At 66.4% G+C, this 15030-nt stretch carries 13 protein-coding genes; 4 read left to right on the top strand and 9 right to left on the bottom strand.

The window, feature by feature from the left end; translation table 11 throughout:
• Positions 1–104: 104 nt before the first annotated feature.
• Positions 105–311: a hypothetical protein gene (locus OG921_RS06115; RefSeq protein ID WP_266111459.1), complete on the bottom strand. Its 207-nt coding sequence runs from the start codon at positions 309–311 to the stop codon at positions 105–107.
• 79 nt (positions 312–390) lie between these two features.
• On the opposite strand from OG921_RS06115, the gene OG921_RS06120 reads away from it, so the two are divergent.
• A complete protein-coding gene (locus OG921_RS06120; protein WP_266111641.1) occupies positions 391–2442 on the top strand; it encodes a glycoside hydrolase family 15 protein in 2052 nt (683 codons plus the stop codon).
• Between the two features lie 27 nt (positions 2443–2469).
• Here OG921_RS06120 and OG921_RS06125 read toward each other — a convergent pair whose 3' ends face one another.
• From OG921_RS06125 to OG921_RS06140, 4 genes are all read right to left on the bottom strand, one after another.
• Positions 2470–3402: a nitronate monooxygenase family protein gene (locus OG921_RS06125; RefSeq protein ID WP_266111460.1), complete on the bottom strand. Its 933-nt coding sequence runs from the start codon at positions 3400–3402 to the stop codon at positions 2470–2472.
• 224 nt (positions 3403–3626) lie between these two features.
• On the bottom strand, positions 3627–5483 hold the full coding sequence (lepA, locus tag OG921_RS06130; protein ID WP_266111461.1) for a translation elongation factor 4: 1857 nt from the start codon (positions 5481–5483) through the stop codon (positions 3627–3629).
• 82 nt (positions 5484–5565) lie between these two features.
• Positions 5566–6438: an SDR family NAD(P)-dependent oxidoreductase gene (locus OG921_RS06135; RefSeq protein ID WP_266111462.1), complete on the bottom strand. Its 873-nt coding sequence runs from the start codon at positions 6436–6438 to the stop codon at positions 5566–5568.
• A gap of 16 nt (positions 6439–6454) precedes the next feature.
• Positions 6455–7102 (bottom strand): TetR/AcrR family transcriptional regulator, encoded by a 648-nt coding sequence (locus OG921_RS06140; protein ID WP_266111463.1) that lies wholly within the window; start codon positions 7100–7102, stop codon positions 6455–6457.
• A 101-nt stretch (positions 7103–7203) separates the two neighbouring features.
• Here OG921_RS06140 and OG921_RS06145 point away from each other — a divergent pair, with 101 nt between their 5' ends.
• Genes OG921_RS06145 through OG921_RS06155 form a run of 3 tightly spaced genes read left to right on the top strand, consistent with a single transcriptional unit; the run spans position 7204 to position 10576 of the window.
• The gene (locus OG921_RS06145) at positions 7204–8553 is read left to right on the top strand and encodes a hypothetical protein (RefSeq protein ID WP_266111464.1); all 1350 of its coding nucleotides are present in this window, start codon (positions 7204–7206) and stop codon (positions 8551–8553) included.
• A 2-nt stretch (positions 8554–8555) separates the two neighbouring features.
• Positions 8556–9962: an acyl-CoA reductase gene (locus tag OG921_RS06150; RefSeq protein WP_266111465.1), complete on the top strand. Its 1407-nt coding sequence runs from the start codon at positions 8556–8558 to the stop codon at positions 9960–9962.
• 53 nt (positions 9963–10015) lie between these two features.
• Positions 10016–10576: a type II toxin-antitoxin system PemK/MazF family toxin gene (locus OG921_RS06155; protein WP_266111466.1), complete on the top strand. Its 561-nt coding sequence runs from the start codon at positions 10016–10018 to the stop codon at positions 10574–10576.
• On the opposite strand, the gene OG921_RS06160 is transcribed toward OG921_RS06155, so the two are convergent.
• The 4 genes from OG921_RS06160 to OG921_RS06175 all read right to left on the bottom strand — a co-directional run bounded on the left by OG921_RS06160 (position 10573) and on the right by OG921_RS06175 (position 14823).
• Positions 10573–11343: an aquaporin gene (locus OG921_RS06160; protein ID WP_266111467.1), complete on the bottom strand. Its 771-nt coding sequence runs from the start codon at positions 11341–11343 to the stop codon at positions 10573–10575. The two genes, OG921_RS06155 and OG921_RS06160, sit on opposite strands and share 4 nt — an antisense overlap.
• Positions 11344–11441: 98 nt before the next feature.
• The gene (locus tag OG921_RS06165) at positions 11442–12275 is read right to left on the bottom strand and encodes a transglutaminase family protein (RefSeq protein ID WP_266111642.1); all 834 of its coding nucleotides are present in this window, start codon (positions 12273–12275) and stop codon (positions 11442–11444) included.
• 8 nt (positions 12276–12283) lie between these two features.
• Positions 12284–13270, bottom strand: coding sequence for an alpha-E domain-containing protein (locus tag OG921_RS06170; protein ID WP_266111468.1), 987 nt, complete (start codon positions 13268–13270; stop codon positions 12284–12286).
• Positions 13270–14823 carry a circularly permuted type 2 ATP-grasp protein gene (locus OG921_RS06175; RefSeq protein ID WP_266111643.1) on the bottom strand — a complete coding sequence of 518 codons (1554 nt, stop codon included), beginning with the start codon at positions 14821–14823 and terminating at the stop codon, positions 13270–13272. Before OG921_RS06175 ends, OG921_RS06170 begins: the two co-directional genes overlap by 1 nt.
• Between the last annotated feature and the right edge of the window lie 207 nt (positions 14824–15030).

Genomic DNA, 15030 nt, shown 5'->3' on the forward strand with positions numbered 1-15030 from the left:
CCACCGCGCATCCGAAAACACCGATAGTCAACGGGTGAGCAGCCATGCCACGACGACGAGAATCAGCAGGACAACGAGGGCGATGGTGACTTGCGAGCGCGGCATCAGCGCGGCCCGTCCGACTGCGTCGCAGCGTCCTCGGACTGCCGTCCGAACAGCCGTAGAACCGCGTTGAGCAACGCGTCGAGCGCACGGGCGATGACGAAACTCGACGGCAACAGTACGAGCACCAGCAGGACGAACTGCGGACCGAACGGCAATCCCGCCACCCACAGTTCGATGGCGTCCCACCAACTGCCGATGCGTCCCATGCCGTCAGACTATCTCCCGTCGCTGCCCTCACCCGCGCTCGTGTGGACGGAACGCAATGCCGGGCTGATCATGATTCATATGGCGCCCCTGGACGATCAGACGGTTCTGCCCGCGGACGACGATGTCATCGTGTCCCCACCGCTGGCTGCAGATATTGCGAACCCGAGTGCCAACGGCTCCGACGCCACACTCGACTCGTCGCAGACCGGGTCGTTTGCCGGCAACACGACGCGGCACAGCGCGTTCCCGCCGATCGACGACTACGCCTTCCTGTCCGATTGCGAAACGAACTGCCTGATCGCCCGCAATGGGTCGGTCGAGTGGATGTGCGTGCCACGGCCCGACTCGCCGAGCGTGTTCGGCGCCGTGCTCGACCGCAGCGCGGGCCATTTCCGGATCGGACCGTACGGACAGAACGTCCCGGCGGCACGGCGATACCTGCCCGGCGGGATGATCGTCGAAACCACCTGGCAGACCGAGACCGGCTGGCTGGTGGTGCGCGATGCGCTGGTGCTCGGGTCGTGGCACAACAACGAAGAGCGGTCCAAGACACATCGACGCACACCGTGGGACTGGGACGCCGAGCACATTCTGCTGCGCACGGTGAAATGCGTGAGCGGTGTCGTCGAACTCGAAATGAGCTGTGAACCGGCATTCGATTACCACCGCGCACCGGCCACGTGGGAATACACCGGCAAGGTGTACGAGCAGGCCACCGCCACCTGCGATCCCGCCGACGGCTACGGCCCCACGCTCAGACTCACCACCGATCTGCGGCTCGGACTCGAAGGCCGCGAGGCGCGCGCCAGGACCCGGATGACCGAGGGCGACAAGGTCTATGTCGCGCTGTCCTGGTCGGAACTGCCGCCGCCGCGGACCTGGGACGAAGCCGCCGCGAAGATGTGGCAGACCGCCGAGTGTTGGCGACAGTGGATCACCATCGGCAAGTTCCCCGACCACCCATGGCGCGGCTACCTGCAACGCAGCGCACTCACCCTCAAGGGCCTCACCTACGCCCCAACCGGCGCACTGATGGCTGCAGCAACGACATCACTGCCGGAAACCCCTGGCGGCGAGCGTAACTGGGACTACCGCTACGCGTGGGTGCGTGATTCCACGTTCGCGCTGTGGGGGCTCTACACGCTTGGACTCGATCGCGAGGCAAACGACTTCTTCGCGTTCATGAGCGACGTGTCGCGGCGCGACGGCAAGCCGGTACCGCTGCAGGTGCTCTACGGACTCGGTGGCGAACTGACCCTCGAGGAATCCGAGCTCGACCATCTGTCCGGCTACGACGGAGCGCGGCCGGTGCGCATCGGAAATGGCGCGTACAACCAAGCCCAGCACGATATCTGGGGCACCATGCTGGATTCGGTTTACCTGCACGTACGTTCACGCGAGCAGGTGCCGGAGTCATTGTGGCCCTTACTGAAACGCCAGGTAGAGGAAGCGGTCAAGCACTGGCGCAAGCCGGACCGCGGCATCTGGGAGGTACGCGGGGAGCCGCAGCATTTCACCTCCTCGAAGGTGATGTGCTGGGTGGCACTCGACCGCGGCGCGAAACTCGCTGTGTTGCACGGTGCTACGAGCTATGCGCAGACCTGGCAGGGGATCGCCGACGAGATCAAGGAGGACATCCTCGCCCACGGCGTCGACGCACGCGGGGTGTTCACTCAGACCTACAACGGCGACACCCTCGACGCGTCGCTGCTGCTCGTGCCGTTGTTGCGGTTCCTACCCGCCGACGACCATCGGGTGCGGGCGACCGTGCTTGCGATCGCGGACGAGCTGACCGAGGACGGCCTGGTGCTGCGCTACCGCGTCGAGACCACCGACGACGGCCTGTCCGGCGAAGAGGGCACGTTCACGATCTGTTCGTTCTGGCTGGTCTCGGCGCTGGTCGAGATCGGCGAGTTGCAACGCGCGCGGCACCTGTGCGAGCGGCTGCTCGGTTTCGCCAGCCCGCTCAAGCTCTACGCCGAGGAGATCGACACCCGGTCGGGACGTCACCTGGGCAACTTCCCGCAGGCGTTCACCCACCTGGCCCAGATCAACGCCGTCATGCACGTGATTCGGGCGGAGGAGTCGGCGCGCACCGGGCAGTTCCAGCCGGCGCACAACCCGAGCTAGGGCTCAGCGCGCAGCGGCCCGCGCCGATCAGCCGTAGCGACGCAGCAATTCCTCTGCGCGAGCGGCAATCTCGGCGACGATGTCCCCCGCCGGGCGCTCAGCGTTGACGAGTCCGGCGGCCTGTCCCGCGTAGACCACGCCGATATCCGGGTCCGCGCCGTCGTAGGCGGCGGCGATCGCGCCCTCGTCCCCGCCGGCGTCGTGGAACTTCTCGGTGAACTCGTTGGTCAGCGCGCGGCCGTACCAGCGCTGCGGCCACGGCTGGTGGCGCGCCTGATCGAACACGGGCGTGTAGACCGTGTCTGTGCTGCCCGCGGCGAGCAGCCTGGGCACCGCGTAGGCCGGGCCGACAGCCTCGGGACTCGCGAGCAGCGCGGTGCCGATCAGTGCGCCCTGCGCGCCTGCCGCGAGTACGGCAGCGAGACCACGGCCGGTCGCAATGCCACCTGCGGCGAGCACCGGCCGATCGGTCGCGTCGAGGATTTCCTGCAGCAGCGGCAGCGTGGCGACCCGCCCGGTGTGCCCACCCGCTTCGGTGCCCTGCGCGACGATGACGTCGATCCCGGCCCGTTCGGCCAGGCGCAGGTCCTGCACCGAATTAATCTGCGACAGTGTCGGAATGCCTGCTTCCTTGATGCGCTGCGCATAACCGTCGGGGTCACCGAACGACAGCGCGATCACCGTCGGGCGCGCCTCGATCGCGGCATCCACCATCGCCGGATTGTCGGCGAGCGACCACGTCTGCAGACCGATGCCGAAGAGTCCACCACCGGCCTCACGCGCGATCGCGGACTCGGCGGCGATCCACTCGGGTGACGTGTAGCCCGCGGCGCCGAGCATGCCCAGGCCGCCCGCCGCGGACACCGCACCGGCGAGCACTCCGCCGGCCCGGCCGCCCATCGGTGCACCGATGATCGGCAGTCGCAATCCGAGCTCACGGGTCAACCAGGTGTCGAGCATGCGTCCCACTCCCCTTCATTCGCCGTGATCACGACTCTATGACCATCGGCGCTCGGTGATCGCGAGCGCATGGCCGCTGCCGCTGCAGTGAAGGGGCCATTTGTTCGGGCTCGCGACAACGAACAAATGGCCTCCGAAACGGCGCTAATCGGGGCAATTTGCTCGTGATCACGGCGGATGCAGGGGCCACACGTTCGTGATCACCGCGGGACTGAGTGCGCCAACTACTTCTTCGGCTTGTCGGACGCGGCGTCGGACGACAGAGCGGCGACGAAGGCTTCCTGCGGAACCTCGACACGGCCGATCGTCTTCATCCGCTTCTTGCCTTCCTTCTGCTTCTCGAGCAGCTTGCGCTTTCGGCTGATGTCACCGCCGTAGCACTTGGCGAGCACGTCCTTGCGGATGGCGCGAATGTTCTCGCGCGCAATGATCTTTGCGCCGATCGCGGCCTGGATCGGCACCTCGAACTGCTGGCGCGGGATGAGCTCGCGCAGCTTGGTGGTCATCTTGTTGCCGTAGGCGAATGCGGCGTCCTTGTGCACGATCGCGCTGAACGCGTCCACCGCCTCGCCCTGCAGCAGGATGTCCACCTTCACCAGCGCCGACTCCTGCTCGCCGGACTCCTCGTAATCGAGGCTCGCGTAGCCACGGGTCCGCGATTTCAGGATGTCGAAGAAGTCGAAGATGATCTCGGCCATCGGCAGGCTGTAGCGCAGTTCCACCCGGGTTTCGGACAGGTAGTCCATGCCGCCGAGTTCGCCGCGCCGGGACTGGCACAGCTCCATGATCGCGCCGATGAACTCACTCGGCGAGATGATGGTGCACTTCACAACCGGCTCGAAAATGTTGCGGATCTTGCCTTCCGGCCAGTACGACGGGTTGGTGACGACATGCCCGGCGCCGTCCTCCATCTCCACCCGGTAAACCACGTTCGGCGCGGTCGAGATGAGATCGAGGTCGAACTCGCGCTGCAGGCGCTCCCTGGTGATCTCCATGTGCAGGAGACCGAGGAACCCACAGCGGAATCCGAAACCTAGTGCGACGGAGGTCTCCGGCTCATAGGTCAACGCGGCATCGTTGAGTTGCAGCTTGTCCAGTGCATCGCGCAAGTTCGGGTAATCCGAGCCGTCCACCGGATAGAGGCCGGAGTAGACCATCGGGCGCGGTTCGCGGTAGCCGGTCAGCGGTTCCACCGCACCATTGCGGGCACTGGTGACGGTGTCACCGACCTTCGACTGGCGCACGTCCTTCACACCGGTGATGAGGTAGCCCACCTCGCCGACCCCGAGGCCCTGCGTGGGTTTCGGCTCCGGCGAGACGATGCCGACCTCGAGCAGTTCGTGCGTGGCCCCGGTGGACATCATCTGAATCTTCTCGCGGGGCACGATCCGGCCGTCCACCACTCGCACGTAGGTGACCACACCGCGGTACGTGTCGTACACCGAGTCGAAGATCATCGCGCGCGCCGGTCCGTCGGCGACGCCCTGCGGCGGCGGTACGAGGCGGACCACCTCGTCGAGCAGTTCCGGCACACCCACACCGGTCTTGCCCGAGACGCGGAGCACGTCGGCGGGTTCGCAGCCGATGATGTGTGCGATCTCCGCGGCGTAGCGGTCCGGATCGGCCGCAGGCAGATCGATCTTGTTCAGCACCGGGATGATCGTCAGATCCTTGTCGAGCGCGAGATAGAGGTTTGCCAACGTCTGCGCCTCGATGCCCTGCGCCGCATCGACGAGCAGCACGGCACCCTCGCAGGCCTCGAGCGCACGCGACACCTCGTAGGTGAAGTCGACGTGGCCGGGCGTGTCGATCAGGTGCAGGACGATTTCCTCGCCGGCCGCATCACCGATCCGCGGCGTCCAGGGCAGGCGCACATTCTGGGCCTTGATGGTGATGCCGCGCTCACGCTCGATGTCCATCCGGTCGAGGTACTGAGCGCGCATCTGCCGCTCCTCGACCACACCGGTGAGCTGCAGCATCCGGTCGGCCAGCGTGGACTTGCCGTGGTCGATATGAGCGATGATGCAGAAATTCCTGATCCGGGACGGATCAGTAAAGGTCTGGTCGGCAAAACTCGGCACTGGACTCCTGGTATCACGCGGCTCTCGGCAGACCTCATGATCCCACGGAACGGGCCATCCCTCGTTGCCAGGGCAGCGCGGCCTAGTAACCGACCTCGGCCAGCAGCTTCTCGCTCTCGGTCCACAGCCGCGCCGCGGCGTCGGGGTCGCAGGCCTGCGGTGCGGGTTCCTCCACCGCCATGCGGTGGAAGTAGCGTCCGCCGGCTCGGCCCGGTTCGGGATCGGTGGCGAGCCATACCAGGGTCCGAGCCGGCTCCTCGGGTGGCACCGTGTCGATCGCGGCCATGTGGGCTTGCATCTGTTCGTCGCCGTGGGAGGCGAAGTTGCTCGCGACGGCACCGGGGTGCATCGCCAAGGCGACGACGCCGTCCCCGGCCGCCCGGACGGCGAGTTCGCGCGTGAACAAGAGGTTCGCCAGTTTCGCCTGGCAGTACGCCCCCGAAGGGTGGAAATTGCGCAGGCTCTGCAGGTCGTCCCACCGCAGGCCGCGGCTCGCCCGGTGCGCGCTCGACGACACCGCGATCACCCGCACCGTCCCGGGCGCATCCGCCGCCGTGGCGGTGAGCAGCGGCATAAGTTCCCGAGTGAGCAGAAACGGCGCCAGATGGTTCGTCGCGAACGTCGCCTCCAGGCCCTCCGCGGTGATCAGCTGCCGATCGCGTACGCCGCCGGCGTTGTTCACGACGACGTCGAGCCGGCCGGTCCGCTCGCGAATCTCACCGGCCACCCGGGCAACGTCGGCCATCAGGGCGAAATCGCCGCGCAGCATGACGAACCGGCCCCCGTCGGCGGCTGCAGCGACAATCTCGGCCGCCGCAGCGGCGCAGCGCCCCGGATCGCGACCGACGCCGATCACCTGCCCGCCGCGGGCCACCAGCTCACCAGCGGTGGCCCGCCCGATCCCCGAGCTGGCTCCGGTCACGACCACCACCGGTCGGGTCGTCTCGAATGTCACGACAGTTCTCCTTCGATCAGCGCGGTCGCAGTCCATCGAGCAGCAACGCGACGGTGAAGCGGACCTTCTTGTCCAGCGTTCGTGTGGACGGCATCCGGCCCGCCACGATCGGACGGACCTGGCCGCCGACGACCATGCTCATGAACGACGACGCGGCAAGCGCAGTGTTGGTCGGCGCGATCTCACCCGTGGCCACGGCGCGGTCGAGCAGTCGGGTGACGAAATCGATCACCGGGATGGTGCTCTGTTCCAGGTTGGCGGCGAAGATATCCGGAAAACGGTAGCTCTCGGCGTTGATGATGCGTTGCAGCCGAAGACCATTCGGCGTCATCACCTGTCGAATCCGCAACCGGCCGATCGCCTCCAATGTCTCCCGGAGATCGCCGCGATCGAGGTCGTCGAGCTCCTGCCGCGGCACGATCTGCCGTTCGATGGCCCGCTGGACCGCGGCGCGAAACAGCGCCGCCTTGTCGGCGTGTTTGGCATAGATGGTCCGCTTCGTCATGGCGACCCGTTCGGCGATCTGATCCAACGTCACCAGTTCGAAGCCATGCTCGAGGAATAGGTCGAGCGCGGTGTCGAGCAACTCCGCTTGCCGCGCGGCAGCCTGCTCGCGTGTCGGCCGTCCCGAGCCGGGACGCACCGACGGACCCGATCGAGTCACGAGCACCTCCCGAAATTGCCTCTTGCACTGCGGCCATCGCTGTTCCAATAATGATACGCATGAGTTGCCATTTTGGCGACGAGTCTCGGAGGGACAAACCGGTGAGAACTGCTCTGGAACGACTTACCCGTCTGGTCGATGCGCCCGACCGCTTCGAGTATTCGCATGCCGAGTTGCGTGAAACGCAATTGGCGGCGATGAACGAGCGGTTCCAGGAGCGCAGGCGGCGAATAAAGCTGCTCGACCGCAGGGCGACCGACGCCGGCGTCACCGAGATCGACAGCCGCGAGGACATGGTGGCGCTGCTGTTCCCGCACACCGTCTACAAGAGCTATCCCGAAAGCTTCCTCATCGATGAAAAATGGGATCGGCTCGGCAAGTGGCTGGGCACCATCTCGTCGCATCCGATCACGTCGATCGATACCGCCGAGGTCGCCGATATCGACGACTGGATCGACCGACTACAGGGCGCGGGCCACTATGTTTCGTGTTCGAGCGGCACCACCGGCAAGTCGGCGATGCTGCCCGCGTCGCAGCGCGACATGGACTGGTCGCGCAGGGACACGGTCAACGTTTTCGCCTGGGGTTCGGGTGTCAAGCCGGCACAGGACCGCCGGATGATCGGCATCGCGCCCACTGCGGCGGTGCCGAAAAACCTGGTGATCGGTGCGGCCCAGCAAGCCGCGTTCGGCGATCCGGGCAAAGAACGGTTTCGGCTGCCGATTCCGCCGATCACGGTCGGCTCACTGACCACGATGATCTTGTTGCGCAAGAAGATCGCCGAGGGAACCGCGCGACCGGATGAACTGGCCGACTTCGAGAAGACCTCTGCGGCAAGGCAGGAATCGCTCGACCGCGCCCTGGTCGCGGCGGCCGAGGCACTGGTCGAACACCGGGCGGACAAGCTCTTTATCTCGGGTATGTGGAACGCGCTCCACCAAACCGCGGTTCTGGTACGGGACATGGGCTACTCGCCCAACGATTTCCATCCGGACAACTGCCTCTACGTCGGCGGCGGACTCAAGCGCGCCCAATTACCCGCCGACTACCAGGAATTCGTCCACCAGACGTTCAACGTTCCGCCCGAACGCGATTTCCAGAACTACTCGATGCAGGAGCTCAATTCCGGAATGCCCAAGTGCCGGAAGGGCGATCGCTATCACGTGCCACCGTGGCTGGTCCCGTTGGTGCTGGATGAGCAGGGCGATGCGCTGTTGCGGCACGATCACGGCGAGGTCGAGGGACGGGCGGCATTCTTCGACCTGTCGCTGGACGGCCGCTGGGGCGGCGTCATCACCGGCGACAGGATCGCGCTCGACTTCGATCCCTGCGCATGCGGCGCAGCCGGTCCGTCGGTGCGCAACGACATAGCCCGATACGCGGACCTGAATAACGACGACAAGATTGGCTGTGCGGGCACCGTCGACGCCTACGTGCGAGGACTCTCATGACCATGACCGGCCCCCGCACCGAGACCGCCGTCGGCGCCCCATTCTTCCTGCGCGGCGAACTCGTCGAGGGCAACGCCGTCACGCACCGCTCCCGCGATCTGGGCGTCTCGTTCACGACACCGGAGCTGGCCCTCGACCGCGCGGTGCATCCGCGCGCCGAGGTGCCGCCGCTGCTGAACGTGCCGCTCGCCGAGATCATCGACTTTCTCGTCGAAACCGGTGAGCGACTGCGTGATCGGGACAATCCCTTCGTCGGCGACTGCATCGACCGGATGTCGTCGACACACGTACTGCCGCGCCCCGTGCTCGAAGCGCAGGTCGCCGGTGCCGCCGCATACCTCGACCGCCGATTGCTGCACGCGGTCGTCGAACAGAACTTTCCCGATCCCCGAGCGCTCGACGAGTGGATCCCGAAGCGGGACTTCACCGGTCGCGAGAGCTTCGTGCGCGCGTTCGCGCCGCGGCTGATCCACGTGCTGCCGGGCAACTCCCCCGGGGTCGCGGTGAAGTCGATAGCGCAGGGCGCGATGGTGAAGGCGGTCAACCTATTCAAGATGTCGTCGAGCGATCCGTTCACCACGGTCGCCGTGCTGCGCACGATGGCCGATATCGAGCCGGAGCACCCCATCGTGAAATCGATGTCGGCGGTCTACTGGCGCGGTGGCGACGAGGCGGTCGAGCGGGTGCTGTACCGCCCCCAGTACTTCGACAAGATCGTGGCCTGGGGCGGCGGCGACGCGATCGACAACGTGATCAAGTATCTGGGTCCCGGATTTCAGCTGGTCTCCTTCGATCCGAAGACGTCTATCTCGATGGTGGGGCGGGAAGCATTCGCCTCCGACACCGAACTCGAACGTGCGGCCGAACTCGCTGCCACCGATGTGATGATCCTCAACCAAGAGGCGTGCGTCGCAAGCCGGTTCGTCTACGTCGAGGGCAATCCGGCGGACGCGGACCGGTTCGCCGCGCGACTGCACGCACACATCGTGGCCAAGGCGGCCGCCGCCGGCGACGCCCGCCCACTCGATCCGGAACTACGCGAACAGGTCGACATGCTCGCACTGCTCGACGACGATTTCCGGGTCTGGGGACGCACCGACGGCAAGGGCTTGGTCATCCGCTCCGACGAACCGGTGGATTTCCACCCCATCAACAAGACGGCGAACCTGGTACGCGTGGACTCGCTCGACGATGCCGTCCGCTTCGTCAACGTCGCCACCCAAACGATCGGCTTCTTTCCGTTCGAGCGCATGCCCGACTACCGTGACCGCCTCGCCAGCGGTGGCGCCCAGCGCATCGTCCGCCTCGGTGATGCGGGACCGAGCACCATCGGCAACCCGCATGACGCGATGTACCCGCTGCACCGCTTCGTGCACTGGATGGCACACGAAGATGGGGGCGAGGAGTAGCCGCCGCGAGCGCCACCCCGGTCGTGCCCGCCGTTGTTGATTAAGCTCGCAGCATGGCCCCAAGTTGGAGCAGCATTGGCAGGCAACTCGGCACGATCGCCAAGGAGCAGGGTCCGAAAATCGTTCGGACCCAGGGTCCCCGCCTGCTCGACCAGGTGCTTCGCTCCGGCCTGTTGAATCGACCCGCCAAGCAACCGGCCATCCCAGTCCGGCCGGTCGCCTCGACGGGGGCACCGACCGCGCAGCGCGCCCGCCGCGTCGTCTACTCCCCCAGCCTCGATGGCCGCGCCGACCCCGGTGAAATCGTGTGGACCTGGGTTACCTACGAGGAGGACCCCACGCGCGGCAAGGACCGGCCGGTGCTGGTCGTCGGCCGGGACGGGAAGACCCTGCTCGGCCTGATGCTGTCGTCGAACGCCGACCGCTCGGACGACCGCAACTGGCTCGGCATCGGGGCGGGCCCCTGGGACAGCGAGGGCCGGCCGAGCTGGCTGCGGCTCGACCGGGTCCTCGATGTTCCCGAAGCGGGGATTCGCCGGGAGGGCGCGATCCTGGAGCGCCGCACGTTCGATCTGGTGGCCGCGCGGCTGTGCACGGAGTTCGGTTGGCGCTAGCCCTGAATGCCGCGCTGCCGACCGAAGGCGGATGCGTACCCGACCGCTCCGAGCGCGCCGCCGACCAGCGGGAACACGATGTACACCCAGAGCTGGCCCATCGCGCCGACCTGGTAGGGCGCGACCGCGATACTGCGGGCCGGATTCACCGACGTGTTGTCGATCGGGATGGAGATCAGGTGGATCGTGGCGAGCGTGAATCCGATCGCGAGGCCGGCGAACGGCACCTCGGAGACCTTGTCGGTGGACGCGAGAACCACGAACACGAGCAGCCCGGTGAGGATGATCTCGATGGCGATCGACGCCCAAATCCCATAGCCGTGCAGCGTGACGGCGCCGAGCGGGCCGGTCACCGCGGACGGGCTGTGCGCCCCGAAACCGTTGGCGCCGAGCCCGTTCACCTCGCGGTCATAAGTGGGTAGCCCGTTCGCGATCGCGAACAGGACGAGTCCGGCGACGAGCCCGCCGACCACCTGCGCGCCCATGTAGATCGCCGCCGTGACCGGGGACAGTCGGCCCATGAGTAGCTGGCCGAGCGTGACCGCGGGATTGACATGACATCCCGAAATCGGGCCGATCGTGTACACGAGCAGCAGCAGGCTCAGGCCGAACGCGAGTGCCACGCCGAGTGGGCCCACCTTGTCGCCTGCGATGACTGCTGTACCGACACCGCCGATCACGAGCACGAAGGTGCCGATACCCTCCGCGACGTACTTCATCCAGGTAGGAATGGGTTTCGCTTCGACGTACTCCTGCGCTGTTGACATGGGACCCGCCTTCACATGTGCGGCCATGCTGCAACGTTCGCGGCGCGGCCTACCGATTTCGACGTGGGCGCCGTTGCCCGATACCCTCGCGCGTCACGCTAGGCGAGTCGTGTGATCTCTACAACAACTTCGAGTGCCGTCGATCCTCCGCCCGAGTAAACACCCTTCAGGGGAGGCACGTCCGCATAATCGCGTCCGACGCCCACCGAGACGTGCTGTTCGCCAACGTGGATCGCGTTGGTCGGGTCGTAACCCCACCAGCCGCCGACCCACGCTTCGATCCACGCGTGACTCTCGCCCTCGACAGTTTCTCCGATGGCCGCCTTCGCATTGGGATGCAGATACCCCGACACGTAGCGGCTCGGGATCCCCATGCTGCGCAACAACAACAGCGTCAGGTGCGCGTAGTCCTGGCAGACGCCTTTGCGCTCGTCCCACGCCTGCACCGCGGAGGTGTGCACGTCGGTCGTACCGGCGATATAGGACATCTCCTCGTGCACCCATTCGACGGCGCGCGCAACAGCCTCACCGGGCGTAACGCCCTTGGCCAGCTGTCGCGCGACGGAGGCGAGTTTGCGGTCGCGCGGAACGTAGGCGGTCGGGGCGAGCAGTTCGTCGTACTGGTCGGCGAGCGGTTCGGCACGCAAGTCCTCCCAGCTCCACTCTTCCTCGGTGGGCGGGGCGAACGGCTCGGTCTCGACGACGGAGGATCCGCTCACCTCCAGCTCCGTATGCGGAGCGTGCAGGTCGAATGCCGTCACCGCGCTACCCCAGTAGTCGGTGTAGCGGTAGGACCGTGTCGCAGGCACCGTCTCGACCCGGTTCAGGATGACGTTCTGCCGGTGGTCGGCCCTCGGCGTGAGCCTGGCCTCGTTGTACGACGACGTCACCGGACCGTCGTAGGCGTAGCCGGTGGTGTGTACGACGCGCATACGCCAGGTCACAGCTCTCCCTCCACTTCCGCTTCGAACCCATCGGCGCGAGTACCCGCGTCGGTCCACGCCACCCACGGCGCCGCGTGGAAGTACTGCAGCGCGATCGCCTCGCTGGTGGCCCTGCAGATGTCCTGCAGCGACTTCAGCCGCGGTTGCAGGTCTTCGAGCACCTGCGCCGGCGGCATGAACTCGAGTTCGCTGCGCGCGCTGCCGAGCAGCCGCTGCGCCTCGTGCCGCGCACCGACCCGGCTGTTCGGACGCTGGTCGAGCTCCTGCAAACACCGTTCCGCTTCGCGCACGGCGTGGAAGATCGACCGCGGAAACAGCCGGTCGAGCAGGATGAACTCGACGACGAGTGTGGCGTCGAGCGCGCCGCGGTAGGTCCGCAGGTAGGTGTCGTGCGCGCCGGCCGACCGCAGCACGGTCACCCAGGCCGGTGAGGAGGTGCGGTCACCGGCACGGGACAACAGCAGCCGCACCATCATGTCGATGCGCTCGAGCGAACGCCCGAGCAGCAGGAAGCTGTACCCGTCGTCGCGGCTCAGAGTCGAATCGGCGAGCCCGGCGAACATTGCGCCGCGGTCCTTGATGTAGCGGAAGAACTCGTGCGGACCGAGGCGCCGCGACGCTCGTTCGCGCTCGGCGAGACCGTTGTAGGTGGTGTTGAGGCATTCCCACATTTCGCTGGAGGTGACCTCTCGGGCACCCCGGGCGTTCTCGCGAGCCTGGGAGATGGAATCGACGATGGAGAGCCCATGGTTTCGGTCGAACGCGATCACCTCGATCACGGACTTGACGTCGAGCTCTCCCTCGAGATCTTCGGGCATCTCGATGCCGAGGGCGCGCAGCAGCAACCGAGACGTTCGCTCCGGATCGGCGGTCGAGTCCTCGAGCAGTTGATGCACCGCGACGTCGAGGATGCGAGCGGTGTCATCCGCGCGCTCGACATAACGGCCGATCCAGTACAACGATTCCGCGTTGCGGGCGAGCATCAACCCATCCCTCCACCGGCGACACCCGCGGTGCCGCTCGACTGCTGTTGCTGTTGCTGTTGCTGTTGCTGGGACTGCTGCATCGTGAGCTCGGGGCCCATTTCCGGCTGCGTCATCTCGTCCGGTTCGGCGACCAGTTCGTCACCCGCCAGCTCTCGTTCGGCGGCCGAGGTACGGCTGGCGAGGACCCAGGTGTCCTTGCTGCCGCCGCCCTGGCTGGAATTGACCAACAGCGATCCTTCGGTCAGCGCGACCCGGGTGAGCCCGCCGGGCAGGACCCACACGTCGTCGCCGTCGTTCACGGCGAACGGCCGCAGATCCACGTGTCGCGGCACAAGCTGATCGCCGATCTTGGTCGGCACGGTCGACAGTTGAACGACCGGTTGCGCGATCCAGCCGCGCGTGTCGGCCTTGATCTTGCGCCGCAGGGTATCGAGTTCCTTCGGGGTTGCATCCGGACCGAACACGATGCCGTAGCCACCCGAGCCTTCGACCGGCTTCACGACCAGCTCGTCGATCCGGTCGAGGACCTCGTCGCATTCGTCCGCAAGCCAACAGCGCATCGTGTCCACGTTCGGCAGCAGCGGCTTCTCACCGAGGTAGTACTCGATGATCGTCGGCACGTAGGTGTAGACGAGCTTGTCGTCCCCGACCCCGTTGCCGACCGCGCTGGAAATGACGACGTTGCCCGCGCGCGCCGCATTCAGGACACCGGCCACGCCGAGCACCGAATCCGGACGGAACTGGGTCGGGTCGAGGTAGGTGTCGTCGATGCGGCGATAGATGACGTCGACCTGCCGCTCGCCCTCGGTGGTGCGCATATAGACGATGTTGTCGCGACAGAACAGGTCGCGGCCCTCGACGAGCTCGACACCCATCAGCCGAGCGAGCAGCGAGTGCTCGAAGTATGCGGAATTCGCCACTCCCGGCGTCAAGACGACCACGGTCGGATCGGCTTCATTGAGTGCCGCGGACGCCCGAAGGGCGCGCAGCAAGTGCGTCGCGTAGTCGCCGACCGCGCGGACCCGGTTGGATGCGAACAGGTCGGGGAAAACCCGCGCCATCGTGCGGCGGTTCTCCATCACGTAGGACACGCCGGACGGCGAACGCAGGTTGTCCTCCAGCACTCGAAACTGCCCGGCCTCGTCGCGGACGAGGTCGATGCCGGCCACGTGGATACGCACGCCGTTGGGCGGTGTCACTCCGGCGGCCTCGCGATGGAAGTGCTCACAGGAGGTGATCAACCGCTTGGGGATCACCATGTCGCGCAGGATCTGCTGCTCACCGTAGATGTCGGCCAGGAACATCTCGAGCGCCCGCACGCGTTGTTTGATGCCGCGCTCGAGCTTGTTCCATTCAGCGGCGGCAATCACTCGCGGCACGAGGTCGAGCGGGAAGGGCCGCTCCTGACCGGACAGGGAGAAGGTCACGCCCTGGTCGATGAACGCGCGGCCGAGCGCGTCGGAGCGGTCCGCGAGATCGGCCGGTGCGACGGGGGCGAGTGCCTCGTAGATGCCCTTGTAGGGCGTCCGCACGCCCTTCTCGTCAAACATCTCGTCGAATGCCGGGCCAAAGCCGTTGGCCTCGTAGCTATCGAAGACGGGACGCGATACGCCGTTGGTTCGGCCTCCGCGGGCAGATTTGCCAGCCGGCTTCGTCGACAGTTGGGGGGTCATTCGGTCATGGTGCTATATCGTCCGCCCAACTGCTCGGCCAGGGACGTAAATTTCTTGCGTCGGGCGCGCAGCCTGCGGAGCCGC

The organism is Aldersonia sp. NBC_00410 (assembly GCF_026342035.1).
Taxonomy (GTDB): Bacteria; Actinomycetota; Actinomycetes; order Mycobacteriales; family Mycobacteriaceae; genus Aldersonia.